This is a genomic window from Pseudomonas sp. A39, assembly GCF_058145955.1.
Genome location: NZ_JBYVMD010000011.1, coordinates 15,940 through 41,803, shown reverse-complemented (window position 1 = coordinate 41,803; position 25,864 = coordinate 15,940). Strand labels below are relative to the sequence as shown.

The following is a 25,864-nucleotide window of genomic DNA, read 5'->3' as shown; positions in this document are numbered from 1 at the left end:
AGTACTCATCAATTCGGTTCAGCGGTATTGGGCGAACGTACCGGCGACGGGCGCCGTCGACTCACGCAACACGATGCTCGGCGTCACGATGCGTTGATCGATCGGCAGTTGGGGTGTCGCAATTCTACGCAGTAACAGTTCGGCCGCCGTCTCGCCCAGTTGCACGATCGACTGCCCGACCGTGGTCAACGCCGGGTAGACGTAACGGCCCATTTGAATGTCATCGAAACCGATCACCGACAGCTCACCCGGCACCCGGATATTGCGCTCGGCTGCCGCGCGCAATACGCCGAAACCTATCATGTCGTTGCTGGCAAAAATCGCGCTGGGCGGGTTGTTCGCCAGCAACTGCACGGCGGCGGCATAACCGCCCGTACTGGTGAAATCGCTTTCCTGGGTGCGATTGGCCGCCACAGCCACGCCCGCCTCTTGCAGCGCACGGTGATACCCCGCCAGACGCATTTGCGCGACACGGGTATGGGCGGGACCGCCGATGCAAGCGATGTCACGGTGGCCCAGTTCGAGCAAGTGCCGGGTCGCCAGGTAGGCGCCCTCCTCGTGATCGATACGTACCAGGTCCACGTCTATGCCATCCAGCGCCCGGTCGACAATGACCATGGGCGTGCGCACCGCGCTCAAGCCGGCGGCCAGGCCACTGTCGTCGCCGCCAACCGAGGTCACGATCAAGCCGTCGATGCGCTTCTCCAGCAACACGCGCAAATAGCTGCGCTGCTTTTCCGCGTTATCGTCGGAGTTGCAGAGGATCACACAGTAACCGTTACGCTCGCAGTAATCCTCGATACCACGCGCCAACTCGGCAAAATACGGGTTGAGGCTGTTGGGCACCAGCAAGCCGATGGTGGCCGTGGTCTTCGCCTTGAGCGAACGCGCGACGGCACTGGGCACGTAGTCGAGCTGCTTGATCGCGGCTTCGACCTTGATGCGTACCGGCTCGCTGACCGGCCGTGTCTTGTTCACCACATGCGACACCGTCGTGTAGGAAATACCTGCAAGCGCTGCCACATCCTTGATCGTCGCCATGGTTCAGCCTCGCCGACTGGCGCGTTGGCTGCGGTAGGTATCGAGGACCACGGCAATCACGATCACGGCACCCGTGATGATGCGTTTCGTAGGTTCCGTGGCACCGATCTGCGCCAGGCCAGCGGCCAATACCGAAATAATCAACACACCAAAAAAGGTACTGATCACCGAACCGCGCCCGCCCATCAGGCTGGTACCGCCGATCACCACGGCCGCGATCACTTGCAGCTCCAAGCCTGAACCGGCGTTCGGGTCCGCCGCTTCCAGGCGCGAAATCTGGAACAACGCCGCCACACCGGCCAGCAGGCCCATGAGGCTGAACACCAGGATCTTGTACGGTTTGGGGTTGATGCCCGCCAGGCGCACGGCCTCTTCATTGGTGCCGATACCGATCAGGTAACGACCAAACACCGTACGCGTCAGTACAAGCTGCGCGGCGATGATCACCAGCAAGGCAATGATGAATGACGGCGAGATACCAAAGGCAATCGGGTTGGACAGCCAGGCAAATGAATCACCGATATAAGCGGTGCGCGAGCCGGTCATCTGGTACGCCACGCCACGGGCCATTTCCAGCACGCCGAGGGATACGATAAACGACGGGATGCGCCAGGCCACGGTGATCGAGCCGGTGATGGTTCCGGCCAATGCGGCACAGCCCATGCCCAGCACCGCAGCCGGTAGCACGCTCCACCCCCAGCTGAGAATCGCCACGCTGACCGCTGATGCCGCCAGTGCCAGCACCGAGCCCACCGACAGGTCAATACCGCCGATGATCAGGATGAAGGTCATGCCCACCGCCAACACCATCAGGTCCGGAATCTGGTTGGCCAGGGTGCTGAAGGTGTCATAGGACAGGAAGTGATCGCTGAGCACCGAGAACAGCGCAATCATCGCCAACAAGGCGCCGGCCAGGCCCAGGTAAGTACCCAGGCCGTAGAAGTTGCCGCCCGTTTTACCGGGGGAAGTTGTGGTTTTCATGGGGTATCCCTAAGCACTGCGTCGTTGAGCAGCGCATCACGTTTCTGATAGCCGGCGAAGGCGGCGGCGAGCAATTCGTCCTGGGTCCAGCTGTCGCGCTCGAACGTCTCGATCAAGCGCCCGGCGGACAACACACCGATGCGGTCGCAGATCAGCATGAGCTCACGCAGATCGCTGGACACCACCACCAGTGCTTTGCCTTGACGGGTCAATTCGCCCAGCAAGGCATAAATATCGAATTTGGCACCGACGTCGATGCCGCGGGTGGGTTCGTCGAACAGCATCACCGAGCAGTCGCGCTCCAGCCAGCGGCCAATCACCACCTTTTGCTGGTTGCCGCCGGACAGTTCCGACACCAATTGCGCCGGACTGGAACTGCGGATGCGCATGGCATCGATCTGACGCTTGGCCAACGCCGTTTCGTCGCGGCTGTTGACCACGCCGCCGCCGGAGATTTCCGGCATGTTGCCCAGGGCAATGTTGGCGCTGATGGACTGAGTCAGCAACAGGCCCTCACCCTTGCGGTCCTCGGTGATCAGGGCAATGCCATGACCCACCGCGTCCACGGGCGAGCGAATGCTCACCACCTGGGCGGGCGAGCCGAGCGCCACAGTACCGCTATCGGCCAGGTCGGCGCCGAAGATCAGACGCAGCAATTCAGTGCGTCCGGCGCCGATCAGGCCGGAGATACCGTAGATCTCGCCCGCGCGCACTTCAAAGGACACGTCGCGGACCTTGTCCGAGCGCGTCAGGCCTTTCACCGTCAGGGCCGGCCCACCGATGGTGCGCGGGCCCAGGTCAATGTGCTCGCCCAGCTCACGACCGACCATCAAGGTGACCAGTTGCTCGCTGTTGTAGTTGGCCATCGGCTCGACGCAGACCAGCTTGCCGTCGCGCAATACCGCAATGCGTTGGGCGACACGGGCCAGCTCTTCCAGCCGGTGCGAGATATAAATAATCGCCACGCCCCGGGCCTGCAGGCGAGTGATTTGTTCAAACAGCATCTCGACTTCACGCGCCGTGAGCATGGCCGTGGGCTCGTCGAGGATGAGTACGTGGCAATCGCCGATCAGGTTGCGGGCGATCTCGACCATCTGCTGATGGCCTATCCCCAGGCTGCCAACCAAGGTATCGGGGTCGATGGCGTCCAGGCCGACCTGGGCCATGGCCTCGATCGCAGCCTTGCGCAATTGTTTGCGACTGATCCAGCCACAATGACTGGGCAGGTTATCCAGGAACAGGTTTTCGGCGACGGTCAGCGTCGGCAGCAGGTTGAGCTCCTGCATGACCATGCGCACGCCCAGCTCTTCGGCCTGGGTACGGCTGCCCGGCGTGTAGGCCTGGCCATTGAACTGCATGTGCCCAGTGGTCGGGGTGACCAGGCCGCCGATGATCTTCGACAAGGTACTTTTGCCTGCGCCGTTCTCACCGGTCAGCGCCAGCACTTCCCCGCGGTTGAGCGTCAGGGTGATGTCGGACAGAACCGGCTGGGCATAGGTCTTGCCGATACCGCTGACCGAGAGGACAGCGTTCGGGGCGGAAGATGACATAGGAAAATCTCCAGGCGCCCGCTCAGGACGAGCGGACGCTGTTGGGTGCTGCCAGGATTACTTCTTGAGGACGAGTTCGACCGGGGTTTCGATCACGCCATCCTTGGAGTCGACTTTCTCACCCTTGACCAACTTGAGCGCGTTCTGGATACCGAACACGGCTTGCTGGGCAGCAGCCTGGTCAGCGGTTGCCAGCACACGGCCGTCCTGCAACATTGGCTTGATGGCTTCGATATTGTCGTAACCCACGACCAACACCTTGCCGGCCTTGCCTGCCGCACGTACGGCGGAGACAGCGCCCAGGGCCATGTTGTCGTTACCGGCCAACAGGGCCTTGAGGTCCGGGTACTCGCTCAGCATGGCGGACGCCACTTTCTGGCCCTGGTCGATTTCCCAGTTGCCGGATTGGGTGGAGACAATCTTCATGCCGGCAGCATCCATCGCATCCTTGAAGCCTGCGGTACGTTGCTGGGCGTTGGTGGTGGTCGGTACACCTTCAATGATGCCCACCTTGTCACCCGAGGCCAGTTGCTTGGCCAGGTAGTCGCCCACCAGCCTGGAGCCTTTGCGGTTGTCCGGGCCTACGAACGGAATATTGAGGTTTTTGCTTTTGAGCACGTCCGGGTCCAGGCGGTTGTCGATGTTGACGACCTTGATACCGGCATCCGAAGCCTTCTTCAGCACGGTCACCAACGCCTTGGAGTCGGCGGGTGCGATGACGATAGCGTTGACCTTGGAGAGGATCATCTGGTTGACGATGTCGATCTGCGCGCTGGTGTCGGTTTCGTTCTTGATCCCGTTGGTGATCATGTCGAAATCGGCGGCGTGATCTTTCTGATAGGCCTTGGCGCCATCTTGCATGGTCACGAAAAATTCGTTGGCGAGGGACTTCATTACCAGGCCGACCTTCGGTTTGGCGGCGGCGTCATCAGCAAATGCAGAGGAAAGAGGTAAAGCGGCGGATGCGGCAGCTAGCACAGCGACAGCGAGAAGACGTCCAGCAAATGGCAGCTTCATGGGTTCACTCCGATCTTATGATTATTGTGAGCAACGCTTGCACCGAAGAGCGCTTCGGCAGCCGTCCCACCTGGGTGGCTGATACGAGCTGTCACGATACTCCAGGAGTGTTCCGTGAAACATCTCGCAAACGTTTGCGTTATTCAAACTATGAGAACCTTGTCGAGATTTGTCAACGGTTGAAAACAGCCTTTCATCCAAGCCATCGAGCCCCGCCCTCTTGTCCTGCAAAGGCAGCCGCTAAACATCGCGCGCGCACGGTCGTTCTCTAAAACGACAGGCCGTAGGTGTCACTCACGCCTTAGCCGAGTACGCACCGTCCACTTTTTCGGACAACCGAACGCAAGGCAGTCCGATGTTCGGAAAGCCGGACGCCTACTGGCGCCGTCGCCACAAAACATCAATATAATCTGTTTTAAATCAATAAGTTGTTTTATATCCGCGAACACAATCAGCCTGGTACAGATCCTGCTCTACCCCATCACCTCGTGGCATTCAGAACCGCCCGGGTGTTCTAGATGAACCTGCTACAGCACTCATCAAAAACCAGAGAGAAAAATAATGAAATCTGCACTGAAGACTTTTGTTCCGGGCGCGTTAGCCCTGCTGCTGCTGTTCCCCGTTGCCGCCCAGGCAAAGGAAGCTGAAACCAAGACCAAACTGTCCAACGTGGTGATCCTCGCCACCGGCGGCACCATTGCCGGCGCCGGCGCCAGCGCGGCCAACAGTGCCACCTACCAAGCGGCCAAAGTCGGCATCGAGCAATTGATTGCCGGTGTTCCTGAGCTTAGCCAGATCGCCAATGTGCGTGGCGAGCAAGTGATGCAAATTGCATCCGAAAGCATCAACAATGAAAACCTGCTGCAACTGGGTCGCCGCGTCGCCGAACTGGCCGACAGCAAGGACGTGGACGGCATCGTGATCACCCACGGTACCGACACCCTGGAAGAAACCGCCTACTTCCTGAACCTGGTGGAGAAGACCGACAAGCCAATCGTGGTGGTCGGCTCCATGCGCCCAGGCACTGCGATGTCGGCGGACGGCATGCTCAACCTGTACAACGCCGTGGCTGTGGCCGGTAGCAAAGATGCGCGCGGCAAGGGCGTGCTGGTCACCATGAACGACGAGATCCAGTCGGGTCGCGACGTCAGCAAGATGATCAATATCAAGACCGAAGCGTTCAAGAGCCCATGGGGTCCGCTGGGCATGGTGGTTGAGGGCAAATCCTACTGGTTCCGCCTGCCGGCCAAGCGTCACACCATGGATTCGGAGTTCGATATCAAGAACATCAAGAGCCTGCCTGATGTTGAGATCGCCTATGGCTACGGCAACGTGAGCGACACGGCCTACAAGGCCCTGGCTCAAGCGGGCGCCAAAGCCATCATCCACGCCGGTACCGGCAACGGCTCCGTTTCTTCCAAAGTCGTACCCGCCCTGGTGGAACTGCGTAAGCAAGGTGTACAAATCATTCGTTCTTCCCACGTCAATGCCGGCGGCATGGTATTGCGCAACGCCGAGCAGCCTGACGACAAATACGATTGGGTGGCTGCCCTCGACCTGAACCCACAGAAAGCCCGCATCCTGGCAATGGTCGCCCTGACCAAGACCCAGGACAGCAAAGAGTTGCAACGGATGTTCTGGGAATATTGATTCCTGGTGACACCTTGGCAGGGGCGGTTACCCGCCCCTGCTTCCTCGCAAAAAACCCTCGATACATACACTTTCGCCCTACATAAAATTGCCTGATCTGCTGTCAGACGAACTCCTTGAAGTTTAAGCAGTTGCGAAATCGCCTACAGTTAAATACTGTATGTGCGTACAGCAAACTAAGGAACACTCCGTGGCAAAGTCCTCTTCCGCAGTGCCAACCCCGCCCGATGCCTACCAACGCCTGGCAATCCGTGTGCAAAAGATCATCAATTCGACCAACGCCCAGAAATCCAAGGCGGCGTTGATCTTCCGCTTGCCGGATGAGCCAGAGGATGAGTGGGCGCGTTTGCTGGAGGAAATCGCGGAGAACGACAACGTCACCCTCGCCTATCGGGACGACGGTGGTGTGCAAATTTTCTGGGTTGTACCGAAGGAAGATTGATTCAATGAGTGTCCGTTTTATCGCGGTGTGCTGCCTGTTTTTCGCCGTCACCGCCCACGCCCAGGCCCCCCGAACGTTCAGCGAAGCCAAGAAAGTCGCCTGGAAGCTTTACGCCCCACAATCCACCGAGTTCTATTGCGGCTGTAAATACACCGGCAACCGCGTGGACTTGAAAGCCTGTGGCTACGTCCCGCGCAAAAACGCCAGCCGCGCCGCGCGCATCGAGTGGGAGCATATCGTTCCAGCCTGGCAGATCGGGCATCAGCGCCAGTGCTGGCAGGACGGAGGGCGCAAAAACTGCACGCGCCACGATGACGTGTTCAAGCGTGCCGAAGCCGACCTGCACAACCTGGTGCCGAGCATCGGCGAAGTCAACGGTGACCGTAACAACTTCAGTTTTGGCTGGCTGCCGGTGCAAAGCGGGCAGTACGGTTCATGCCTGACCCAAGTGGACTTCAAGGCCAAGAAGGTTATGCCGCGCCCCTCCATCCGTGGAATGATCGCCCGCACCTACTTCTACATGAGCAAGCAATACGGCTTGCGCCTGTCAAAACAGGATCGCCAGTTGTACGAAGCCTGGAACAAGACCTACCCGGTGCAGGCCTGGGAGCGCCAGCGCAACCAGACCGTGGCGTGTGTGATGGGGCGTGGCAATGAGTTTGTCGGCCCGGTGAACCTGAAAGCCTGCGGTTGAACGTGGGCGGGACTTGCGCCCCGCCAGGCCGTTACTGCGCGGTTTTATGCTCAACGACCTCTGAGATCGTGTCAGTTTTCTTGGCGCGCGCCATCTTCTCGTTGAGCAGCGTCTGCTTGGCCTCAGCCTCAGCCTTGGTTGCGAACGGCCCCAGCAGGACTTCGTCCTTGCCGTCCACTTTCACGATGTAGAAATTGAAACCGTGCTCCAGCAACCAGGCCGTCAGGTCGGTGATCGCCTGTAACTTGTGGTCAGGCGGGCCTACCCACACGTCCCATTCCTGGGCGGCAATCGCACCGGTCTGGGGCTGGCTTTCGGTCACGGCAGGCTTGGCCTTGGGCGCCTCGACGCTTTTGCCTTCACCGCAACCGGCCAATGCCAACACCGCAATTGCCATCGCTACTTTACGCACTGCCCTGCTCCTTAAAAGATAAAGAGGCGACTTTATCATTCACTGTCTATTCTGGCCGTCATAAACGTTGGCTTAAACAATGCGAATGATGTATCGCAGACCTGTATGATGCCGCCATGGGAATTAATGTCGCCTCTATGCGTCCTAAAAGAGGCAGTCACAGGGAAGCGCTTAGCAGTAAGCTACACACATCCGACACCTGCCCTGTCTGAAACATGTGTCCTTAAAAGTAATCAAGGAGAAGTCCATGCTTATACTCACCCGCAAAGTTGGTGAAAGCATAAACATCGGTGATGACATCACGATCACCATCCTGGGCGTCAGCGGCCAGCAAGTACGAATCGGCATCAACGCACCCAAGGATGTTGCCGTGCATCGCGAGGAGATCTACCAGCGCATCCAGGCTGGCCTGACCGCTCCGGACAAAAACCAGACGCCTTGAAGCCCCCTCAGTAGCCAGCCCTTTCGTTCACTGTAACGGCTGGCGAAAACGCCTTCGGACTGATCTTGTGTTGTTGCGTGATTGACCTCGCCAATGTGTTCATCTTCATGGAAAGATGAAACTGTCTTCACGCCTGGAACTTGTTGTTTCATTTACAGCCGAATCTCCTGACTGACACCCCCGCCATTCGTGTGCATTCAGGAGCACGTCGATGAGGCCTACGAACGCACCACCATTTGCCTACAGGTCTTGGATGATCGCCTTATTGATAGGGCTGGCCTTCCTCGGACTGGCTTATGCCTTAAGGTGTGCAATAGAAGACACGGGTTCTGCCGAACCCCACTCCTGGCTGGACCTGACGCTGATGCTCTGCGGGTACCTGTTCCTGTTTTGTCTCAAGCCTATCCAGAAGACCGTGCAGCGTAGATTGTGTCGACGGACTAATGGACAAACGACACGCTGAAGCGTCGTTCTCCGTAATTAGATCACCGGTATTTACAGCGCCGCAACAGGACCTATGCTTGGGCGTGCCCCCTCCGTAAAAGGCGCGCAAGCAGATGGACACCCTGAGTAAATCCCAAATCGAATCAGCACTGGCGGCCCGCCTGCCCAGCTATCAAGTGACCTGCACGTTGCACGCCGACGGGACTCTTTCAGCCGTGCTCAGCGGCCCGGAAACCGACCATTTCGCAATTACCGGAATCGTGCGCGCGCATTATCGTGGTGCCGAAGCGATTGCGCGGCTGGCGAATGAAATCCTCAGGGAGATGGTGCTGTCACGCCAGGGCATTAGGAATAATCGAATGCAACCCCCCGACCCAGCCAGCCTGGAACAAGGCCGAGACCGGTAACGGGCTCGGCCTTTTCGTATCAGCCCACCGCGTTCTGCACGTACAACAAGCCTTGCGTGTCGCGCTGTACGTTTAGCTGCGCGTAACTGTCAATCGAAGGATGTTCGGTAACCATCGGCGTGTGATGCGTCGACGTCACGACCATCACGTCCGCCCCCGCCGCTTCTCCCGCACGAATGCCCACCGTCGCATCTTCAAATACCAGGCACTCCCGCACCGGTACACCCAAACGTTGCGCACCCAGCACGTAACAGTCGGGGTTCGGCTTGCCGATTGCCACATCTTCGGCCGTGACCAGCACCGCCGGCGGCGCAATGCCCGCCGCTTGCAGTCGACGCAACGCCAATTCCCGGGGTGCAGAGGTGACCAGCGCCCATTGGTCACCCGGCAAGCTGCTCAGAAACGCGACGGCGCCGGGAATCGCTACAACCCCCTCGACATCATTGAGTTCAGCCTCGGTAATCCATTGCGCCTCAACCTCAGGGTCGACGCCAGGCAGTGCCTGGCGCGTGATGGTGTCAATCGCGCGGGCACCGTGAATGGTCTTCAAAAACGCTGCCACCTCCAGGCCATGGCGTTCAGCCCAGATGCTCCACACCCGCTCGGCGGCGGCGATGGAGTTGAGCAAAGTCCCATCCATATCAAACAGAAAGGCACGGTAACGGCGGTTGAATACGGCGGGACCTCGGATCGACACTGTGCGGTTCCTCATAGGCGGTGACAAATGATGAGCCCGGTGCAATCTACGGATCACGTCGGGGCTTGTAAACGCTACCGACATAGATTGCATTACAGGTTTGTAATCAAGCTGTAAGTCTTGTCGGCCCCCTCACTTCATACAGTGGAGTCGTCAGTCGCCCTCACCGGATGACGCCACTTCCTAGTGATGAAAAGGGGTACCCCATGAAACCTGCAAGCAAACTCTGCCTGATCGCCGCCGGCCTGCTGATGCTGGGCACGGACACGGCACTGGCCGGCACTGTCGCGTCGGTCAAAGCCAATAACGTAGTGCTGGTGCACGGTTCCTGGGCTGACGGCTCCAGTTGGTCCGAGGTGATCACCCGCCTCCAGGCCGCCGGCCTGCACGTCACCGCCGTGCAGAACCCGCTGACCTCGGTGGCCGACGATGTCGCCGCCACCAAACGTGTGCTGGACCAACAGGACGGCCCTACCGTGCTGGTCGGCCATTCCTACGCCGGTACGGTAGTAAGCGATGCCGGAGTCGACCCGAAAGTCAGCGCCCTGGTGTACGTGGCCGCCCGCGCACCGGACGCCAATGAAGACTTCGTCGCGCTCTCCGCCCAGTACCCGAGCATGCCGGTGCGGGCTGGCGTTGAAGATCACGACGGCTACCTCACCTTGAGCCAGGACGCCTTCCTCAAGTACTTCGCCGCCGATGTACCGCAGGCCAAGGCCCTGGCGTTGTACGCCGTGCAGCAACCCATCACCAAGACCCTGTTCAGCGGCCGTACCGTCAATGCTGCCTGGCACACCAAGCCGTCCTGGTATGCGGTGTCGGCGAATGACCAGACGATCAACCCGGACCTCGAGCGCTTCCTCGCCAAGCGCATGAACGCCACGACCATCGAGTTGCCGTCGAGCCACTTGTCGCTGGTGTCCCACGCCAAGGAAATCACCGACCTGATCCTCGAAGCCTCTGGCCGTCCGCCCGAAGCCCTGCATTAAAAAACACTGCATTACAAACTTGTCATCCTCCTGTTGGTTGGCTGTTCGGGGCGCCTGGTTACTGTGAACTCACCGCCACGAACCGGCGGCCACCCCTTTAAAAGAGAGACCACCATGAAACTGTTTATCCTCGGCTTTGCCGCGTTACTCGCTACCGGCTCCGTACTGGCTGCTGAACCGGTGATCCACGACAAAACCGGCTTCTTCGTACACCTGGACGTAGCCAAAGTGTTGTCGAGCACCGACACCTACGGCCAATGCGGCATCGTCCCGGCGCGACTCGACTATCTGGACAGCCAGGGCCGCGAGCACGTGCTGGATTACCAAGTCCAAGGCATCGGTTGCGCCAGTGACAATTGATCGGGCTACACTTGCGCCACGCACTGAGACAGGGCACTTCCCATGAACATTCTCGTCGTCGAAGACGAACCCAAGGCCGGCAATTACCTGCTCAACGGCCTGCAGGAACTCGGCTACTCCGTCAGCCTCGCCCGCGACGGTGTGGACGGCTTGCACCAAGCCCTTGAAACGCCGTTCGACGTCATCGTGCTGGATGTGATGATGCCGAAAATGGACGGCTGGGAAGTGCTGCGCCGTCTGCGCAAGGAAGCCGACACGCCGGTACTTTTTCTGACGGCCCGCGACGACATCGCTGACCGTATCAAGGGCCTGGAACTGGGCGCCGATGACTACTTGATCAAGCCCTTTTCCTTCGCTGAACTGGTAGCACGCTTGCGCACCCTGACCCGCCGCGGGCCAAGCCGCGAAGAGGAGCAGTTGCAGATCGCCGACCTGCAAATCGACGTGCTGAAGCGTCGCGTCACCCGCGCCGGCACGCGCATCACCTTGACCAACAAAGAGTTCGCCTTGCTGCACCTGTTCGCGACCCACCAGGACCAGGTGCTCTCCCGCTCGCTGATTGCATCGCGGGTGTGGGACATGAATTTCGATAGCGACACCAACGTGGTAGACGTGGCCGTGCGGCGCCTGCGCTTGAAAATCGACGACCCTTTCCAGCTCAAACTGATCCACAGCGTGCGTGGCATCGGCTACCGTTTCGATACCCAACCATGAATAAGCGCCGTCACTACTCCCTGACCCTGCGCTTGGCGTTAATCTTCGCCCTCCTCGCCTTCGCGCTGCTGGCGACCCTGGGTGTGGCGCTGTACCGCGAGCTGGAGCGGGAGTTGATCATGCGTGACGACGCGGCCTTGATCAACCGCATCGATCAATTGCGCAACCTGCTCAATGACAGCAATACCCTGGACCTGATCAAGACCAAGCCGGAACTGTTCCAGAACATGCTGGGCAACCGCGAGTCGGTACTGAGGATTGTCGCACCGGGGCAAAAGCCGCTGCTGACGGTCAACCCTGGCAATATCGAACTGCCATCCGTGCCTCCGGTCCCCAAGAACCACGCACTGACGTTCGCCGACGTGCACCATTTTCCCAGCATCAATGGCGTGCCCTTCGCCACCGTCGCGGCCTCCATCGACTCCGGCGACCTGGGCAGCCTGCAAGTCACTACGGGACGCCTGATGACCGAGCGCACCGCCGTGCTCGCCAGCTATCGCTTGAGCGTTTATATCCTGGCGAGCATGGCCGCAATCATCCTGGCCGTGGTGGGTTACCTGCTGGTTCATCGCGGGCTTTTGCCGTTGCGCCGTCTGGCCCGACACGCCCAAGGCATTGGCGTCGGCAACCTCGCCGAACGCCTCGACAGCCACGGCGCACCGAAAGAACTGCTGCCGATGATCGACTCGTTCAACACCATGCTCGAGCGCCTGGCCAAGGGTTTTGTTCAACTGGGCCAGGTGTCCACCGACATGGCCCACGAACTGCGCACGCCCATCAACAATCTGCTGGGAGAAACCCAGGTCGCGCTGCAACAGAGCCGTAGCATCGAGAGCTATCAGCAACTGCTGGCGTCTAATGTCGAAGAACTTGAACGCCTGGCGCGGATGCTCGACAACATGCTGTTCCTGGCCAGGACCGACCCGGCCAGCGCGCTGCGTCAGCGTCAGGAGCTGAGTGCAGCGGATGAGGTAGAACGCATCGCCGACTACTTTGAAGGTTTGGCGGGTGATGTGCAGATCAGCATTCACGCCGAAGGTGAAGGGGTGATCTGGGCGGAGCCGATGCTGCTGCGCAGGGCCCTGGCAAACCTGTGCGCCAACGCCATTAAATATGGTGCGCCGTGTACTGAGCTGGTGATCCAGGCGGTGCCCAATGCCGAGGGCATTCACCTGAGGGTCAGCAATCGAGGCGAAACCATTGCAGCCGAGCACCTGCCGCGACTGTTCGAACGGTTTTACCGAGTAGATGAGTCACGGGAACGCTCGGCTCAGTCCAACGGACTGGGCTTGTCGATTGTGGCGACCGTCATGCAGCTGCATAACGGACGGTACAGTGTGAGCAGTGAAGCGGGGGTCACGTGCTTTGAGCTGTTCTTTCCACGGCGGGAGGACTCGCCGTAGAAGGCTGGTGTTATTTTGCAAAGGTTTGCCTCTTAACGTTGGACTCACGCCACACTACGCTCGCGTCTCAAGCACATTCTGGCTCAAGGCTGAGCCTGCAACAACGAACATGGAGATTCAGGAATGGAAATACGATTGGGTGTAATGGAAAAGGGGCTGGCTGAGATGAAAGAGAAGCTGATCACCGTTTCGGGCCGGGCAGACTCCATGGATAAGCACTTCGCTTCCAAGGCAGACCTGGCAACCACTGAACTGAACCTTATCAAGTGGTACGTGGCAACCGCATTCGCAATGACAGGCCTGGCTTGCGCTATCACCTTCGGGCTCACCCGACTGTTTGCCGGTTGAGACGCGTCGGGCCGGTCAGCTGACCTGCCCGCCCGCTTCTTTCGCATCCACCGGCGTTTGCCACGCCACCAGTACGGCGGCATGCAATCCGGCGACCATTGTCTCCAGCGCCATCGAGGGCCGCTGCGAACCTGTCACCTGCTCCGGCAGATACGGTACATGGATAAACCCACTGCGTACGGCCGTCGCGGCCAAAGCATGCTGCAATAAATAAAACACCTGATTACACACAAACGTGCCGGCCGTCTGCGATACCGAGGCGGCAATCCCCGCCCCGCGCACGGCCCTGACCATCGCCTTGATCGGCAGGGTCGTGAAATAAGCCGCCGGGCCGTCAGGCGCCACCGCCGTATCAATCGGTTGCTCGCCCAGGTTATCGGGAATGCGTGCATCGTTGACATTGATCGCCACCCGTTCGATGGAAATATCGCTCCGCCCCGGCCCCAGGCCGGTAGCAATCACCATCTCCGGATGCAATTCGTCGATCAACTGGGCCAGGCGCGCGCCCGCCGTGGCAAACGCGCAGGGCAGTCGACGCGCAATAATTTGCACATCATCAGCCAGTTGAACCCCCTCCAATTGGCGCACCGCCTCCCAGGACGGATTCACCGGGTCTTGATCAAAGGGCTCGAAACCCGTCAGCAGTACGATTCGCATCTCGGCCTCACATCAACAGATAAAGCAGCACAATATTGACCACCAGCATCATCAGCGCGGTCGGCAGCTGGGCCTTGATCACCGCGTTCTTGTCGGGCAGTTCGAGCAACGCCGCCGGTACGATATTGAAGTTGGCAGCCATAGGGGTCATCAGGGTACCGCAGTAGCCGGAGAACATGCCGATGGCTGCCATCACTGCTGGATTGCCGCCGTAGATACCCACCAGCACTGGCACGCCGACGCCGCCGGTCATCACCGGGAAAGCCGCGAAGCCATTACCCATGATCACTGTAAACAACGCCATGCCCAGCACGTAGACCATCACCGCCACTAACTTGAAATCCAGGTTGATATAGGTCGTGGTCACATGCGCGACAGCCGTACCGACGCCGGCCTCGTTAAACAGCAAGCCAAGCATCGCTAACATTTGCGGAAGCACCATGGCCCAGCCCAGGGCTTCTGTCAGGCGCCGGGATTCGCGCAAGGCTTGCACCGGCGTATCGCGGGTCAGCCAGCAGGCCAGGCCAAGGGCGATCAGGCAGCCGATACCGAGGGAGACGAAGGTGGTGTTTTTCGGGTCCAACAGCGGTACGCCGCCGATCTCGGTGTGCTTGAGCACCACCGAGCCGATCACCGTGGTCAGCGGAATGGCCAGCGCCGGGATAAACAGCTTGTGACCCAGCCGACCGGCACTGGCACGGGACGCCTTGTCATGCAGCTCGACATGCGTGCCACGGCCGACACCGCCTAAACCTGCGATCAACGCCATCACCACTACGCCAGCGCCAATGACCACCGACGGCAGGCGCTCCCCCACCAGGAATGGAATGGCGAACAACAGCCAGAACAAAGCAGTGGACCAGCGTTTAGGGTGGGTCCTGTCCAACAGGATCATACCCGCCGTGATCAGCAGCAGAACCCCGGCCAGCCAGTACAGGTATTGAATGGAAATGATCATTGCGCGGCCTCCACAGCCGTGGCGGCCGGCGTCATCTCACGGGTCAACCGTCGGTCGAACCGATGCAGGCGAATGGCATGGATGATGAAAGCGCAGATCGCCGTAGGAATACCCCACACCGCAATATGCAGCGGCTCCACATCAATTCCCGAGCCGAGCAGGAAGGTGTGCATCAACGCGATCGCACCAAAGGCGACAAAAATATCTTCACCAAAAAACAGGCCGACGTTGTCCGTCGCGGCGCACATGGCCAGCACCTTGTGACGCAGTTTGTCCGGCAGTTTGCCGTAGCGCTTTTCCGCCGCGCCCTCAGCCATCGGTGCCAGCAACGGGCGCACCATCTGCGGGTGCCCGCCCAGGCTGGTCAAGCCCATGGCCGCCGTGGATTCACGCACAAACAGATAGATGATCAACAAGCGCCCCACGGTGGCGCGCTCGAACCGTGCAATCCAGTTCTGCGCATGCAGGCGCAGCCCATGGCGCTCCAACAGGCCGATGACCGCCAGGGGCAATAACAGAATCAATTGCAGGGCACGGGTCTGAAGGAAGCCATCGCCCATGGTGGCGAGGATTTTTTCCAGCGGGAAATGGGCGGCAAGCCCGGTGGCGATAGCGGCGGCGGTGACCACCAACAGCGGGTTGAAGCGCAAAACGAAGCCAACCACGATCACAAGTACGCCGATCAACGGCCATAAGTTCACAACAGTTTGCATGGCGGTGAGGTCCTTAAGTGCGCGCTGCGGCGCCATTACAGCAGGATGTGAACAAAGGGTTCACAGCAAGAAGTGGCGTACAGTCGGCTCGGTTTTTTATTGTTGACCCGAAAGGGTGAGCGTCAGTGGCGGCAACTTTGCTGCCTGAGAGCGGGAGGTGTCCAACAAGAAAAGTTGTTGCTGCGAACCAATAAATTTTGTGGGTGATTGAAGCGCGCGCATGTAACGAGATGTGGACAGACCAGCAGGGATTCGCGCATCTTAGCGCCGCCTGTTTTACGAGGCGTGCGCCTCAAATCAGCACACGCCTCCCCATTACTGTTATGGATATGGAAATTCTATGAAAACCCAAAAGGTCCTGATCGCGCTCTCCTGCGCTGTGGCGTTGTCCATGCTGGGCGGATGTGCCGCCAAGGTCAAAAGCGGCGGCAGCGTCGCACTGGCCATCCCGGAAGCCGCCAAGCAAAACCTGGTGGTCAGCATCAAAGGCGACAGTCAGGTCGAGCAAAACCCGGACTGGAACCTGCTGACCCGTGACTGGAACAACGCACTCCAGGTGGAAGCCCGCCAGGCAGGTTTCAATGTCACGCCAAGTGCCTCGGTGACGCCGAGTGGCGAAGAGGGTGTCGGCATCAGCATCAATGTGAGTAAGTTCCGTTACATCGAACCGGGCTCGCGGTACGTCGCCGGTGCGCTGGTAGGCAACGCCTGGGTGTTCTCCCGCGCCGACTACTCAGACCTGAAGACTGGCGCGCCCATTGGCTCGCGCACCTACGACACGTCATCGTCCGCCTGGGAAGGGATTGCCTCGGCCATGACACAGAAGCAAGTACAGGCCATTGCCAAGCAGATGATCAGCGACATCAAGAACGCCAAGGCCAAGTAAACCGTCACCGAGCGCGCATGTCTCGAATGTATCGGGAAGCACATCGGTTTGGCGTACAGGCGGCTTGAAGGGGTGGTGGTCGTTGAACCGGTGTTGCTGCAGATTTTCCTCGGAGATAGCGGCTGAGACGGCCACCCGGTATTGTCAGGCCCAAGCGACCTTCACTGAACAAGGGCCTGCATCGGTGACTACACCCCCTTCAGATACCCGCGCCGACACCGGCCTCAGCGTACAAACCCGCCTGATTGCCTTGGTGGTCGCCGTGACCTTCTTCATGGAAAACCTCGATGCCACGGTGATAGCTACCGCCCTGCCGACCATGGCATCGGCCTTCGGCGTGACGCCGGTCGACATGAACATCGGCATCACCGCCTACCTACTCGCCGTGGCGATCTTCATACCGCTGTCCAGCTGGATCGCCGACCGATTTGGCGCGCGCCGGGTATTTGCCGGTGCGATCATCGTCTTCACCCTCGCGTCACTGCTTTGCGGCCTGAGCCAGAACCTTGAGATGTTCGTGTTTGCCCGCCTCCTGCAAGGCATCGGTGGCGCGCTGATGGTGCCTGTGGGGCGTTTGGCGGTGCTGCGCAATACCGACAAAAAAGACTTGGTAAACATGATCGCGATCATCACCTGGCCAGGGCTGGTCGCACCGATTCTGGGTCCATTGGCAGGTGGGTTGATCGTCACCCATGCCTCGTGGCCGTGGATCTTCTACGTGAACCTGCCGTTAGGCGCATTGGCACTGATCGTCGCGCTGTGGTTGGTGCCTGAAGGCCGCGAGGCCAGCGTACGCAAGTTCGACGCCAAGGGCTTTGTGCTGCTGGCAGGCGCCTGCGTGGCGCTGCTCGGCGGGCTGGAATGGCTGGGTAGCCAAGCTGGCGAAATGCTCATCCCTGGCGCCGGGCTGGTGGCGGCAGGCCTACTGCTGTCGGTGTGGGCAGTGCACCATTGCCGGCATTACCCCGATTCGTTGTTGCCGCTGGAAACCCTCTCCATCAATACCTTCCGCGTCAGCATCTACGGCGGCTCACTGTTCCGCCTGGCCATCAGTGCCCTGCCCTTCCTGCTGCCGTTGCTGTTCCAGGTCGCCTTCGGCTTATCGCCAGTGGACGCGGGTCTGTTGGTGCTGGCGGTATTCGCCGGTAACCTGGCGATGAAACCATTTACCACGACCCTCATGCAGCGCTTCGGGTTTCGCAAGGTGCTGATGCTCAATGGTGTGATCGGGGTGGTGTCAATTGCAGCCTGCGCCTTGTTCACCGCGCAGACGCCATTGGCAGTGATTGCGGCGGTGTTGTTCGTCGGCGGCCTGTCACGCTCGATGCAGTTCACCTGCTACAACTCGATTGGCTTCGCCGACGTGCCGAAAGCGCGGATGAGCGAAGCGTCGGCGTTGTTCAGCATGTCGTTCCAACTGGCCATGGGCATGGGCGTAACGGTGGCGGCGTTGTTGTTGCGCGCGTCCATGAGCGTGCAGGGGCATGACGTTCAAGCCCAGGTCACGGATTTTCGGGTAGCGTTTGTCGGGGTCGCCGTGTTGGGGATGTTGGCGCTGGTGGACGTGTATCGGTTACCGGCGCAGGCGGGGGAAAGCGTGTTGACGCGACGTTGAGTGAGCCAACTCGGTGGGTGGCGCTGTGCTTCAACGTTTATCCTGAACCTCAGGCGGCCAGGCGCTGAAGAAAAAAATCACCGCTGGAATCATCACATAGAGCCAGCGGTTGCTTGGATACGCAACCAGTCCGATGATCCACATAATCAATAAAGCACCGCCTGCTCCTCGACGGCGCTTCGGCGTAAACCACGCCCGGAACGATTCAAGTTTTTTACTCGCCATGACCATCTTCCTTTTTGATTGGCGCTTGCAAACGTTTTTCAAATCACAAGCAACAAAAAAGGGCCCACCTTTCGGTGAGCCCTTCTAGACCGCCCAGCAGAGCGGATTTTGTTTGGTAGGCGCGATTGGACTCGAACCAACGACCCCCACCATGTCAAGGTGGTGCTCTAACCAACTGAGCTACGTGCCTGCTGTGAGGCGGCATTCTACGGAATTCCGGAGGGGTGTCAACATCTTTTTTGCAGCTAACCCTATGAATATGCGAATTTTTTATTTGCGTGGAGCACACCTGTGGATTTCGGGTGGCTGGCAGGCAATTTTCAACTCAGGTAGGATCGGCGCACTCGTAAAAAATATAAAACAGAGGTTGCAGGATGGCGAACACCCCCTACCCCCAGTCGTATTACGCCGCTTCCGCGAATGCCGTTCCACCTCGCCCCGTGCTGCAAGGCGAAGTCGAAACCGATGTGTGCGTGATTGGCGCCGGCTACACCGGTCTTTCCAGTGCTTTGTTCCTGCTGGAGAACGGTTTTCGCGTAACGGTGCTGGAAGCCGCCAAGGTGGGTTTTGGCGCCTCAGGCCGCAACGGCGGGCAGATCGTCAACAGCTACAGCCGTGATATCGATGTGATCGAACGCAGCGTCGGGCCCAAACAGGCACAGCTGCTGGGGGAGATGGCATTTGAGGGCGGCAGGATCATCCGCGAGCGGGTGGCCAAGTATCAGATCCAATGCGACCTGAAGGACGGCGGTGTGTTCGCCGCGCTCAACAGCAAGCACATGGGCCACCTGGAGTCACAGAAGCGCCTGTGGGAGCGCTACGGCCACACGCAACTGGAGTTGCTGGACGAGCGCCGTATCCGCGAAGTAGTGGCGTGTGACAACTATGTGGGCGGTTTGCTGGACATGAGTGGCGGACACATCCATCCCCTCAACCTGGCACTCGGCGAAGCGGCAGCCGTGGAGTCTCTGGGCGGTACGATCTACGAGCAATCGGCAGCGGTGCGAATCGAGCGCGGCGCCAACCCGGTGGTGCACACCGCCGAAGGCAAGGTCAGGGCCAAGTTCATCATCGTCGCAGGCAATGCCTACCTGGGCAATCTCGTGCCAGAGCTGGCGGCCAAGTCGATGCCGTGCGGCACACAAGTGATCACCACCGCCCCCTTGGGCGACGAACTGGCAAAAACGCTGCTGCCGCAGGACTACTGCGTCGAAGACTGCAACTACCTGCTCGACTACTACCGCCTCACCAACGATAAGCGCCTGATCTTCGGCGGTGGCGTGGTGTATGGCGCGCGCGACCCGGCGAACATCGAGGCGATCATCCGGCCGAAGATGCTCAAGGCGTTTCCGCAGCTCAAAGACGTAAAGATTGACTACGCCTGGACCGGCAACTTCCTGCTGACCCTGTCGCGCTTGCCGCAGGTGGGTCGCCTGGGCGACAACATTTACTATTCACAGGGCTGCAGTGGTCATGGCGTAACGTATACGCACCTGGCGGGCAAGGTACTGGCGGAGGCACTCAGAGGCCAGGCAGAGCGCTTTGATGCGTTTGCCGACCTGCCGCACTATCCGTTCCCGGGCGGGCAACTGCTGCGCACCCCGTTCGCGGCGTTGGGGGCCTGGTATTACGGGCTGCGGGATAAACTGGGGTTTTGAGCCAACTCAATCGTGGGAGCGCACTTGCTGCCACCGTTTGATGGAGGCGCACCCCGAGCCAAATCGCAGACACAAAAAACCCCGGTCTTTCGACCAGGGTCTTTGCTATCGGATCAAAGTAGCCAACGGCTTTCTTTGTGCTTCAAGGCGTTCAGTGGGCCTTGAGGCAGATATGGCGCAGCGGACGGGACTCGAACCCGCGACCCCCGGCGTGACAGGCCGGTATTCTAACCGACTGAACTACCGCTGCGTATCGCTTGACCAGCTGAGCTCAAAGCCTCAACCGTCTTTAAACATCTGACCGATCAGCCTCGGCTGTTCGATCTCAAGCCCGACGAATCGAACCTGGAAAATATGGCGCAGCGGACGGGACTCGAACCCGCGACCCCCGGCGTGACAGGCCGGTATTCTAACCGACTGAACTACCGCTGCGCGTCGGTGCAACCTTTAACGTTGCGTCTTGCCCTGGGGCAAAACTCTCAAGAAGTGGTGGGTGATGACGGGATCGAACCGCCGACCCTCTGCTTGTAAGGCAGATGCTCTCCCAGCTGAGCTAATCACCCTTCGTTTCGGTGTGGGCGCATCATACACCAAAAAATCGTAATGTCTTGATTTAAATGTACTTTATTTAAAAAAAGTTTACCGCGCGATTTTTTCCATATCCCGGACAGCAAAAAGCCCGCTCATTGAGCGGGCTTTCTGTGGTGACCTGGCGTTCAGCGTTCCAGGTAACCGAATATGGCGCAGCGGACGGGACTCGAACCCGCGACCCCCGGCGTGACAGGCCGGTATTCTAACCGACTGAACTACCGCTGCGCGTAACACATGAAGCGAATGGTGGGTGATGACGGGATCGAACCGCCGACCCTCTGCTTGTAAGGCAGATGCTCTCCCAGCTGAGCTAATCACCCTTCGTTTCGGTGTGGCGCGCATTCTACGGAGCGACCCTGGGTCTGGCAAGCACTTTCTTAAATCTTTTTTTTGATAGCTTCCAATGGCTTAGGCAGGGTTGGCCTGGGGCGTGATCAAGAGAATAATGCCCCCCTTTGTATAAAGGAGAGACTCACCCCATGTGGTTCAAGAACCTGCTTATCTATCGCCTGACCCAAGATCTGCCTGTTGATGCCGAGGCGTTGGAAGCGGCCATGGCCACCAAACTGGCGCGCCCTTGTGCAAGCCAGGAGTTGACCACTTACGGTTTCGTCGCACCTTTTGGTAAAGGTGAAGACGCTCCCCTGGTTCACGTCAGCGGTGACTTCCTGCTGATCGCCGCGCGCAAGGAAGAACGCATCCTGCCGGGCAGCGTGGTGCGTGACGCACTCAAAGAGAAAGTCGAAGAGATCGAGGCCGAGCAAATGCGCAAGGTCTATAAGAAGGAACGCGACCAGATCAAGGATGAAATCATCCAGGCCTTCCTGCCGCGCGCCTTTATCCGTCGTTCGTCGACCTTCGCCGCCATCGCGCCGAAACAAGGCCTGATCCTGGTCAACTCCGCCAGCCCGAAACGCGCCGAAGACCTGCTGTCGACCCTGCGTGAAGTGATCGGCACCCTGCCGGTTCGCCCACTGACGGTGAAAACCGCGCCGACAGCGATCATGACCGACTGGGTCACCACCCAGAAACCGGCCGATGACTTCTTCGTCCTCGACGAATGCGAACTGCGCGACACCCACGAAGACGGCGGCATCGTGCGTTGCAAGCGCCAGGACCTGACCAGCGAAGAAATCCAGCTGCACCTGACCACCGGCAAAGTCGTGACCCAACTGTCCCTGGCCTGGCAGGACAAGCTGTCCTTCATGCTCGACGACAAGATGACCGTCAAGCGCCTGAAGTTCGAAGACCTGCTGCAAGACCAGGCGGAACAGGACGGCGGTGAAGAAGCCCTGGGCCAACTGGACGCGAGCTTTACCCTCATGATGCTGACGTTCGGCGACTTCCTGCCGGCGTTGGTTGAAGCGCTGGGCGGTGAAGAGACGCCGCAGGGCATCTAAACCATGTGAAAATCAAAATGTGGGAGGGGGCTTGCTCCCGATAGCGTTCTGTCAGTTAAAACACCTATGACTGACAGACTGCAATCGGGGGCAAGCCCCCTCCCACATTTGATTCAATCCAACAACAAAGGACACCCCCATGCGTGCACTCGCCGCCTTGAGCCGCTTCGTCGGCAACACCTTCGCCTACTGGGTGTTGATTTTCGCCGTCGTCGCCTTCCTCGAACCCGGTTGGTTCATCGGCCTCAAAAGCGCCATCGTCCCGTTGCTGGGCCTGGTGATGTTCGGCATGGGGCTGACCCTCAAACTCGATGACTTCGCCGAAGTCGCCCGCCATCCATGGCGCGTGGCGCTGGGCGTGGTCGCACATTTTGTGATCATGCCGGGCGTGGCCTGGTTGCTGTGCCAGGCCTTTCACTTGCCGCCGGAAATTGCCGTCGGTGTGATCCTGGTCGGTTGCTGCCCAAGCGGCACCTCGTCCAACGTGATGACCTGGCTGGCCCGGGGCGACCTGGCGCTGTCGGTGGCCATCGCCGCCGTCACCACCCTCCTCGCCCCGCTGCTCACCCCGGCGTTGATCTGGCTGCTGGCCTCGGCCTGGCTGCCGGTGTCGTTCATGGAGTTGTTCTGGTCGATCCTGCAAGTGGTGCTGCTGCCGATCGTGCTCGGTGTACTGGCACAACGCGTGCTCGGTGATCGGGTTCGCCACGCGGTAGACGTGCTGCCACTGGTGTCGGTGGTGAGCATCGTGATCATCGTCGCGGCGGTAGTCGCCGCCAGCCAGGCGAAGATCGCCGAGTCGGGCCTGTTGATCATGGCCGTGGTGATGCTGCACAACAGCTTCGGTTACCTGCTGGGTTACTTCACCGGCCGCGTGTTCAAGCTGCCGTTGGCGCAGCGCAAGTCGCTGGCACTGGAAGTGGGCATGCAGAACTCCGGGCTGGGCGCCGCGCTGGCCAGTGCGCACTTTTCACCGCTGGCGGCGGTGCCGAGTGCGTTGTTCAGCGTCTGGCACAATATTTCCGGGGCGTTGCTGTCGACTTACTTCCGTCGCATGAGCGAAAAGGAAGACCGTCGGGCCCTGGAGAACACGTCACAAACTTGATCAGCCGAGCACTTTTCGGCACTCTACCGGGCTTCGCGGGGACGACCCCGCGACGCTCTCAAGCGCCTAATCCGGGGACGACCCCACCTAATATTAGGAGGTCATCATGTCCTGGATCATTCTGTTTTTTGCGGGTCTGTTTGAAGTCGGCTGGGCCGTCGGCCTGAAGTACACCGACGGTTTCAGCAAGCCGCTGCCCACCGCCCTGACGATTGCCGCCATGGCCGTCAGCCTCGGCCTGCTCGGGCTGGCCATGAAGGAACTGCCACTCGGCACCGCCTATGCCATCTGGACCGGCGTGGGCGCGGTAGGCACCGTGATTGCCGGGATTATCCTGTTTGGCGAGTCTATGGCGTTGTTTCGACTGGCCAGTGTGGCGTTGATCATTTGTGGGCTGATTGGGCTCAAGATCAGCACCTGAGCCACTACCGCCATCGGGGGCAAGCCCTCTCCCACCGTTTGAATGTATTCACAGATCAAAATGTGGGAGGGGGCTTGCCCCCGATGAGGCCGGTATAGCCAAAACCAACACTACCTGACACTCCCCCGCAACCCACCGACCAACTCCTGCAACCTGGCAGGTGTCGGCCCATCCACCGGCTCACCCGCCACCAACACCACCCGCGACCAGATGCGATGGAAGAAGCCCTTCTTCGGATCGCGACTGAAGAAACTTCCCCACAACCCCTGCAACGCCATCGGAATCACCGGCACCGCCGTCTCTTCGAGAATCCGCGTTACGCCACCGCGAAACTCGTTGATCTCGCCATCGGCGGTCAATTTGCCCTCCGGGAAGATGCACACCAACTCCCCTTCCTTCAGATACTGCGCGATACGCGTGAAGGCTTTTTCGTAGATCTGGATGTCTTCGTTGCGCCCCGCAATCGGAATCGCCCCAGCGGTGCGGAAGATGAAGTTAAGCACCGGCAAACGATAGATCTTGTAGTACGTCACAAAGCGAATCGGCCGACGCACCGCGCCGCCAATCAGCAATGCATCGACAAACGACACATGGTTGCACACCAGCAACGCCGCGCCTTCGTCCGGGATAGCCTGCAGGTTGCGATGCTCCACGCGGTACATGGAGTGGCTGAGCAGCCAGATCATGAAACGCATGGTGAACTCGGGGACGATCTTGAAGATGTAGGTGTTGACCGCGATGTTGAGCAGCGACACCACCAGGAACAATTCCGGGATCGACAGCTTGGCCACGCTCAGCAACAGGATCGACACGATGGCCGAGACCACCATGAACAGCGCATTGAGAATGTTGTTGGCGGCGATCACGCGCGCGCGTTCGTTCTCGGCGGTACGCGACTGGATCAGCGCATACAGCGGCACAATATAGAAACCGCCGAACACACCGAGGCCGAGGATATCGAACAACACCCACCAGGCCTGACCGTAGCTGAGCACGGCGAGCCAGTCGTTGGCCTGCACGTTCTGCGGGAAACCGCCGGAGTGCCACCACAGCAACAGACCGAACACGGTCAGGCCGAATGAACCGAACGGTACCAGGCCGATTTCGACCTTACGGCCGGAGAGTTTTTCGCAGAGCATCGAACCCAGCGCGATACCCACCGAGAACACGGTAAGGATCAGCGTCACCACCGTCTCGTCGCCGTACAACCACTCTTTGGCGTACGCCGGGATCTGCGTCAGGTAGATCGCGCCGACAAACCAGAACCACGAGTTGCCGACGATGGAGCGCGAAACGGCGGGCGTCTGCCCCAGGCCCAGGCGCAGGGTGGCCCAGGATTCGCTGAAGATATTCCAGTTCAGGCGCAGTTGCGGGGTCGACGCCGCCGCGCGCGGAATGCTGCGACTGGCCAGGTAACCCAACACCGCCACGCCGACAATCGCCACGGACACCACCGGTGCGTAATGAGTGGACGACATCATGATCCCGGCGCCGATGGTGCCGGCCAGGATCGCCAGGAACGTGCCCATTTCCACCAGGCCGTTGCCACCGACCAGCTCATCGTCGTGCAACGCCTGGGGCATGATCGAGTACTTCACCGGGCCGAACAGTGCCGAGTGCGTGCCCATGGCAAACAGCGCCAGCAGCATCAGTTCCAGGTGGTTGGTCAGGAAGCCCGTCGCGCCGACGGCCATGATCACGATCTCGCCGATCTTGATCGCGCGGATCAACGCATCCTTGTTGAACTTCTCGCCAAACTGCCCGGCCAGGGCCGAGAACAGGAAGAACGGCAGGATGAATAGCAACGCACAGAGGTTGACCCAGATCGAGCGGTCACCGTCGAGGGTGAGCTTGTAGAGAATGGCGAGGATCAGCGATTGCTTGAAGATGTTGTCGTTGAAAGCCCCCAGCAACTGGGTGATGAAGAACGGCAGGAAACGCCGTGTGCGCAGCAAAGTGAATTGCGAGGGGTGGCTCATCGTCCGTGTTCCTGCGTGGCCTATTTTTTTGTAAAAGCATTCAGGCCACGACTTTACCTAATCCT

General features: G+C 59.6%; 28 protein-coding genes and 6 tRNA genes. 17 read left to right on the top strand and 17 right to left on the bottom strand.

The window, feature by feature from the left end:
* Positions 1-18 precede the first annotated feature (18 nt).
* Genes AC3ZU9_RS11135 through AC3ZU9_RS11120 form a run of 4 tightly spaced genes read right to left on the bottom strand, consistent with a single transcriptional unit; the run spans position 19 to position 4,589 of the window.
* The gene (locus AC3ZU9_RS11135) at positions 19-1,041 is read right to left on the bottom strand and encodes a LacI family DNA-binding transcriptional regulator (protein WP_064053336.1); all 1,023 of its coding nucleotides are present in this window, start codon (positions 1,039-1,041) and stop codon (positions 19-21) included.
* 3 nt (positions 1,042-1,044) lie between these two features.
* On the bottom strand, positions 1,045-2,022 hold the full coding sequence (locus AC3ZU9_RS11130; protein ID WP_015884943.1) for an ABC transporter permease: 978 nt from the start codon (positions 2,020-2,022) through the stop codon (positions 1,045-1,047).
* Positions 2,019-3,572 (bottom strand): sugar ABC transporter ATP-binding protein, encoded by a 1,554-nt coding sequence (locus AC3ZU9_RS11125; RefSeq protein WP_231809071.1) that lies wholly within the window; start codon positions 3,570-3,572, stop codon positions 2,019-2,021. The genes AC3ZU9_RS11130 and AC3ZU9_RS11125 overlap by 4 nt, the downstream gene beginning before the upstream one ends.
* Positions 3,573-3,629: 57 nt before the next feature.
* A complete protein-coding gene (locus AC3ZU9_RS11120) occupies positions 3,630-4,589 on the bottom strand; it encodes a sugar ABC transporter substrate-binding protein (protein WP_015884945.1) in 960 nt (319 codons plus the stop codon).
* 561 nt (positions 4,590-5,150) lie between these two features.
* Here AC3ZU9_RS11120 and AC3ZU9_RS11115 point away from each other — a divergent pair.
* The 3 genes from AC3ZU9_RS11115 (at position 5,151) to AC3ZU9_RS11105 (ending at position 7,375) form a co-directional block, all read left to right on the top strand.
* Positions 5,151-6,239 carry an asparaginase gene (locus AC3ZU9_RS11115; protein WP_015884946.1) on the top strand — a complete coding sequence of 363 codons (1,089 nt, stop codon included), beginning with the start codon at positions 5,151-5,153 and terminating at the stop codon, positions 6,237-6,239.
* 190 nt (positions 6,240-6,429) lie between these two features.
* Positions 6,430-6,681 carry a DUF1654 domain-containing protein gene (locus AC3ZU9_RS11110; protein WP_015884947.1) on the top strand — a complete coding sequence of 84 codons (252 nt, stop codon included), beginning with the start codon at positions 6,430-6,432 and terminating at the stop codon, positions 6,679-6,681.
* Between the two features lie 4 nt (positions 6,682-6,685).
* Positions 6,686-7,375: an endonuclease gene (locus AC3ZU9_RS11105; protein ID WP_015884948.1), complete on the top strand. Its 690-nt coding sequence runs from the start codon at positions 6,686-6,688 to the stop codon at positions 7,373-7,375.
* Positions 7,376-7,406: 31 nt separating this feature from the next.
* Here AC3ZU9_RS11105 and AC3ZU9_RS11100 read toward each other — a convergent pair whose 3' ends face one another.
* On the bottom strand, positions 7,407-7,772 hold the full coding sequence (locus AC3ZU9_RS11100) for a hypothetical protein (protein WP_043205649.1): 366 nt from the start codon (positions 7,770-7,772) through the stop codon (positions 7,407-7,409).
* A gap of 262 nt (positions 7,773-8,034) precedes the next feature.
* Here AC3ZU9_RS11100 and csrA point away from each other — a divergent pair, with 262 nt between their 5' ends.
* The 3 genes from csrA (at position 8,035) to AC3ZU9_RS11085 (ending at position 9,080) form a co-directional block, all read left to right on the top strand.
* Positions 8,035-8,229 (top strand): carbon storage regulator CsrA, encoded by a 195-nt coding sequence (gene csrA / locus AC3ZU9_RS11095; protein ID WP_003192511.1) that lies wholly within the window; start codon positions 8,035-8,037, stop codon positions 8,227-8,229.
* A gap of 211 nt (positions 8,230-8,440) precedes the next feature.
* Complete coding sequence (locus tag AC3ZU9_RS11090; RefSeq protein WP_015884950.1) at positions 8,441-8,692, top strand: hypothetical protein; 252 nt, start codon at positions 8,441-8,443, stop codon at positions 8,690-8,692.
* Positions 8,693-8,786: 94 nt separating this feature from the next.
* Positions 8,787-9,080: a DUF1652 domain-containing protein gene (locus AC3ZU9_RS11085; RefSeq protein WP_015884951.1), complete on the top strand. Its 294-nt coding sequence runs from the start codon at positions 8,787-8,789 to the stop codon at positions 9,078-9,080.
* A 19-nt stretch (positions 9,081-9,099) separates the two neighbouring features.
* Here the strand turns inward: AC3ZU9_RS11085 and AC3ZU9_RS11080 are convergent, their stop codons facing one another.
* Entirely contained in the window at positions 9,100-9,777 is a 678-nt protein-coding gene (locus tag AC3ZU9_RS11080) for an HAD family hydrolase (RefSeq protein WP_490090701.1), read from the bottom strand.
* A gap of 206 nt (positions 9,778-9,983) precedes the next feature.
* Here AC3ZU9_RS11080 and AC3ZU9_RS11075 point away from each other — a divergent pair, with 206 nt between their 5' ends.
* The 5 genes from AC3ZU9_RS11075 (at position 9,984) to AC3ZU9_RS11055 (ending at position 13,591) form a co-directional block, all read left to right on the top strand.
* The gene (locus AC3ZU9_RS11075; protein ID WP_490090700.1) at positions 9,984-10,766 is read left to right on the top strand and encodes an alpha/beta fold hydrolase; all 783 of its coding nucleotides are present in this window, start codon (positions 9,984-9,986) and stop codon (positions 10,764-10,766) included.
* A gap of 114 nt (positions 10,767-10,880) precedes the next feature.
* On the top strand, positions 10,881-11,126 hold the full coding sequence (locus AC3ZU9_RS11070; protein ID WP_046035329.1) for a DUF2790 domain-containing protein: 246 nt from the start codon (positions 10,881-10,883) through the stop codon (positions 11,124-11,126).
* Between the two features lie 42 nt (positions 11,127-11,168).
* The gene (locus AC3ZU9_RS11065) at positions 11,169-11,840 is read left to right on the top strand and encodes a heavy metal response regulator transcription factor (RefSeq protein ID WP_015884955.1); all 672 of its coding nucleotides are present in this window, start codon (positions 11,169-11,171) and stop codon (positions 11,838-11,840) included.
* The gene (locus AC3ZU9_RS11060) at positions 11,837-13,243 is read left to right on the top strand and encodes a heavy metal sensor histidine kinase (RefSeq protein ID WP_490090699.1); all 1,407 of its coding nucleotides are present in this window, start codon (positions 11,837-11,839) and stop codon (positions 13,241-13,243) included. Before AC3ZU9_RS11065 ends, AC3ZU9_RS11060 begins: the two co-directional genes overlap by 4 nt.
* 123 nt (positions 13,244-13,366) lie before the next feature.
* Positions 13,367-13,591, top strand: coding sequence for a hypothetical protein (locus AC3ZU9_RS11055; protein WP_015884957.1), 225 nt, complete (start codon positions 13,367-13,369; stop codon positions 13,589-13,591).
* Between the two features lie 15 nt (positions 13,592-13,606).
* Here AC3ZU9_RS11055 and pcp read toward each other — a convergent pair whose 3' ends face one another.
* From pcp to AC3ZU9_RS11040, 3 genes are read right to left on the bottom strand one after another with little or no spacing between them, the layout of a single operon-like run.
* Positions 13,607-14,248, bottom strand: a complete 642-nt coding sequence (pcp, locus tag AC3ZU9_RS11050) for a pyroglutamyl-peptidase I (RefSeq protein WP_490090698.1) — start codon at positions 14,246-14,248, stop codon at positions 13,607-13,609.
* Positions 14,249-14,255: 7 nt separating this feature from the next.
* Positions 14,256-15,206, bottom strand: coding sequence for a DUF979 domain-containing protein (locus AC3ZU9_RS11045; protein ID WP_015884959.1), 951 nt, complete (start codon positions 15,204-15,206; stop codon positions 14,256-14,258).
* Complete coding sequence (locus AC3ZU9_RS11040) at positions 15,203-15,919, bottom strand: DUF969 domain-containing protein (RefSeq protein ID WP_015884960.1); 717 nt, start codon at positions 15,917-15,919, stop codon at positions 15,203-15,205. Before AC3ZU9_RS11040 ends, AC3ZU9_RS11045 begins: the two co-directional genes overlap by 4 nt.
* Before the next feature lie 340 nt (positions 15,920-16,259).
* Between AC3ZU9_RS11040 and AC3ZU9_RS11035 the strand changes: the two genes are divergently transcribed.
* Together AC3ZU9_RS11035 and AC3ZU9_RS11030 are read left to right on the top strand one after the other, a co-directional pair.
* Positions 16,260-16,805 (top strand): DUF4410 domain-containing protein, encoded by a 546-nt coding sequence (locus AC3ZU9_RS11035; RefSeq protein ID WP_015884961.1) that lies wholly within the window; start codon positions 16,260-16,262, stop codon positions 16,803-16,805.
* A 184-nt stretch (positions 16,806-16,989) separates the two neighbouring features.
* Positions 16,990-18,420 (top strand): MFS transporter, encoded by a 1,431-nt coding sequence (locus AC3ZU9_RS11030; RefSeq protein ID WP_490090697.1) that lies wholly within the window; start codon positions 16,990-16,992, stop codon positions 18,418-18,420.
* 30 nt (positions 18,421-18,450) lie between these two features.
* Here the strand turns inward: AC3ZU9_RS11030 and AC3ZU9_RS11025 are convergent, their stop codons facing one another.
* Positions 18,451-18,645: a hypothetical protein gene (locus AC3ZU9_RS11025; RefSeq protein ID WP_043205656.1), complete on the bottom strand. Its 195-nt coding sequence runs from the start codon at positions 18,643-18,645 to the stop codon at positions 18,451-18,453.
* 113 nt (positions 18,646-18,758) lie between these two features.
* Positions 18,759-18,835: transfer RNA gene (locus AC3ZU9_RS11020), tRNA-Val, on the bottom strand.
* A 184-nt stretch (positions 18,836-19,019) separates the two neighbouring features.
* Here AC3ZU9_RS11020 and AC3ZU9_RS11015 point away from each other — a divergent pair.
* Entirely contained in the window at positions 19,020-20,303 is a 1,284-nt protein-coding gene (locus tag AC3ZU9_RS11015; protein WP_064055137.1) for an NAD(P)/FAD-dependent oxidoreductase, read from the top strand.
* Between the two features lie 173 nt (positions 20,304-20,476).
* On the opposite strand, the gene AC3ZU9_RS11010 is transcribed toward AC3ZU9_RS11015, so the two are convergent.
* From AC3ZU9_RS11010 to AC3ZU9_RS10990, 5 genes are all read right to left on the bottom strand, one after another.
* Positions 20,477-20,553: transfer RNA gene (locus AC3ZU9_RS11010), tRNA-Asp, on the bottom strand.
* Between the two features lie 105 nt (positions 20,554-20,658).
* A tRNA-Asp gene (locus AC3ZU9_RS11005) sits at positions 20,659-20,735 on the bottom strand.
* 55 nt (positions 20,736-20,790) lie between these two features.
* Positions 20,791-20,866 (bottom strand) — tRNA-Val (locus AC3ZU9_RS11000).
* A 176-nt stretch (positions 20,867-21,042) separates the two neighbouring features.
* Positions 21,043-21,119: transfer RNA gene (locus AC3ZU9_RS10995), tRNA-Asp, on the bottom strand.
* A gap of 19 nt (positions 21,120-21,138) precedes the next feature.
* A tRNA-Val gene (locus AC3ZU9_RS10990) sits at positions 21,139-21,214 on the bottom strand.
* A gap of 159 nt (positions 21,215-21,373) precedes the next feature.
* On the opposite strand from AC3ZU9_RS10990, the gene rdgC reads away from it, so the two are divergent.
* The 3 genes from rdgC (at position 21,374) to sugE (ending at position 23,820) form a co-directional block, all read left to right on the top strand.
* Entirely contained in the window at positions 21,374-22,294 is a 921-nt protein-coding gene (rdgC, locus tag AC3ZU9_RS10985) for a recombination-associated protein RdgC (protein ID WP_012723141.1), read from the top strand.
* Positions 22,295-22,433: 139 nt separating this feature from the next.
* Entirely contained in the window at positions 22,434-23,399 is a 966-nt protein-coding gene (locus AC3ZU9_RS10980; protein WP_046036527.1) for a bile acid:sodium symporter family protein, read from the top strand.
* A 106-nt stretch (positions 23,400-23,505) separates the two neighbouring features.
* Positions 23,506-23,820 carry a quaternary ammonium compound efflux SMR transporter SugE gene (sugE, locus tag AC3ZU9_RS10975; protein ID WP_010211634.1) on the top strand — a complete coding sequence of 105 codons (315 nt, stop codon included), beginning with the start codon at positions 23,506-23,508 and terminating at the stop codon, positions 23,818-23,820.
* 110 nt (positions 23,821-23,930) lie between these two features.
* Here the strand turns inward: sugE and AC3ZU9_RS10970 are convergent, their stop codons facing one another.
* Positions 23,931-25,799 (bottom strand): MFS transporter, encoded by a 1,869-nt coding sequence (locus AC3ZU9_RS10970; protein WP_093546647.1) that lies wholly within the window; start codon positions 25,797-25,799, stop codon positions 23,931-23,933.
* Positions 25,800-25,864 lie beyond the last annotated feature (65 nt).

What these genes read in the sequence shown, in the direction of transcription:
- AC3ZU9_RS11135 (WP_064053336.1), bottom strand. Translation starts at nt 1,041, where the DNA reads ATGGCGACGATCAAGGATGTGGCAGCGCTTGCAGGTATTTCCTACACG.
- AC3ZU9_RS11130 (WP_015884943.1), bottom strand. Translation starts at nt 2,022, where the DNA reads ATGAAAACCACAACTTCCCCCGGTAAAACGGGCGGCAACTTCTACGGC.
- AC3ZU9_RS11125 (WP_231809071.1), bottom strand. Translation starts at nt 3,572, where the DNA reads ATGTCATCTTCCGCCCCGAACGCTGTCCTCTCGGTCAGCGGTATCGGC.
- AC3ZU9_RS11120 (WP_015884945.1), bottom strand. Translation starts at nt 4,589, where the DNA reads ATGAAGCTGCCATTTGCTGGACGTCTTCTCGCTGTCGCTGTGCTAGCT.
- AC3ZU9_RS11115 (WP_015884946.1), top strand. Translation starts at nt 5,151, where the DNA reads ATGAAATCTGCACTGAAGACTTTTGTTCCGGGCGCGTTAGCCCTGCTG.
- AC3ZU9_RS11105 (WP_015884948.1), top strand. Translation starts at nt 6,686, where the DNA reads ATGAGTGTCCGTTTTATCGCGGTGTGCTGCCTGTTTTTCGCCGTCACC.
- AC3ZU9_RS11100 (WP_043205649.1), bottom strand. Translation starts at nt 7,772, where the DNA reads ATGGCAATTGCGGTGTTGGCATTGGCCGGTTGCGGTGAAGGCAAAAGC.
- csrA (WP_003192511.1), top strand. Translation starts at nt 8,035, where the DNA reads ATGCTTATACTCACCCGCAAAGTTGGTGAAAGCATAAACATCGGTGAT.
- AC3ZU9_RS11090 (WP_015884950.1), top strand. Translation starts at nt 8,441, where the DNA reads ATGAGGCCTACGAACGCACCACCATTTGCCTACAGGTCTTGGATGATC.
- AC3ZU9_RS11085 (WP_015884951.1), top strand. Translation starts at nt 8,787, where the DNA reads ATGGACACCCTGAGTAAATCCCAAATCGAATCAGCACTGGCGGCCCGC.
- AC3ZU9_RS11075 (WP_490090700.1), top strand. Translation starts at nt 9,984, where the DNA reads ATGAAACCTGCAAGCAAACTCTGCCTGATCGCCGCCGGCCTGCTGATG.
- AC3ZU9_RS11070 (WP_046035329.1), top strand. Translation starts at nt 10,881, where the DNA reads ATGAAACTGTTTATCCTCGGCTTTGCCGCGTTACTCGCTACCGGCTCC.
- AC3ZU9_RS11065 (WP_015884955.1), top strand. Translation starts at nt 11,169, where the DNA reads ATGAACATTCTCGTCGTCGAAGACGAACCCAAGGCCGGCAATTACCTG.
- AC3ZU9_RS11060 (WP_490090699.1), top strand. Translation starts at nt 11,837, where the DNA reads ATGAATAAGCGCCGTCACTACTCCCTGACCCTGCGCTTGGCGTTAATC.
- AC3ZU9_RS11055 (WP_015884957.1), top strand. Translation starts at nt 13,367, where the DNA reads ATGGAAATACGATTGGGTGTAATGGAAAAGGGGCTGGCTGAGATGAAA.
- pcp (WP_490090698.1), bottom strand. Translation starts at nt 14,248, where the DNA reads ATGCGAATCGTACTGCTGACGGGTTTCGAGCCCTTTGATCAAGACCCG.
- AC3ZU9_RS11045 (WP_015884959.1), bottom strand. Translation starts at nt 15,206, where the DNA reads ATGATCATTTCCATTCAATACCTGTACTGGCTGGCCGGGGTTCTGCTG.
- AC3ZU9_RS11040 (WP_015884960.1), bottom strand. Translation starts at nt 15,919, where the DNA reads ATGCAAACTGTTGTGAACTTATGGCCGTTGATCGGCGTACTTGTGATC.
- AC3ZU9_RS11035 (WP_015884961.1), top strand. Translation starts at nt 16,260, where the DNA reads ATGAAAACCCAAAAGGTCCTGATCGCGCTCTCCTGCGCTGTGGCGTTG.
- AC3ZU9_RS11025 (WP_043205656.1), bottom strand. Translation starts at nt 18,645, where the DNA reads ATGGCGAGTAAAAAACTTGAATCGTTCCGGGCGTGGTTTACGCCGAAG.
- AC3ZU9_RS11015 (WP_064055137.1), top strand. Translation starts at nt 19,020, where the DNA reads ATGGCGAACACCCCCTACCCCCAGTCGTATTACGCCGCTTCCGCGAAT.
- rdgC (WP_012723141.1), top strand. Translation starts at nt 21,374, where the DNA reads ATGTGGTTCAAGAACCTGCTTATCTATCGCCTGACCCAAGATCTGCCT.
- AC3ZU9_RS10980 (WP_046036527.1), top strand. Translation starts at nt 22,434, where the DNA reads ATGCGTGCACTCGCCGCCTTGAGCCGCTTCGTCGGCAACACCTTCGCC.
- sugE (WP_010211634.1), top strand. Translation starts at nt 23,506, where the DNA reads ATGTCCTGGATCATTCTGTTTTTTGCGGGTCTGTTTGAAGTCGGCTGG.
- AC3ZU9_RS10970 (WP_093546647.1), bottom strand. Translation starts at nt 25,799, where the DNA reads ATGAGCCACCCCTCGCAATTCACTTTGCTGCGCACACGGCGTTTCCTG.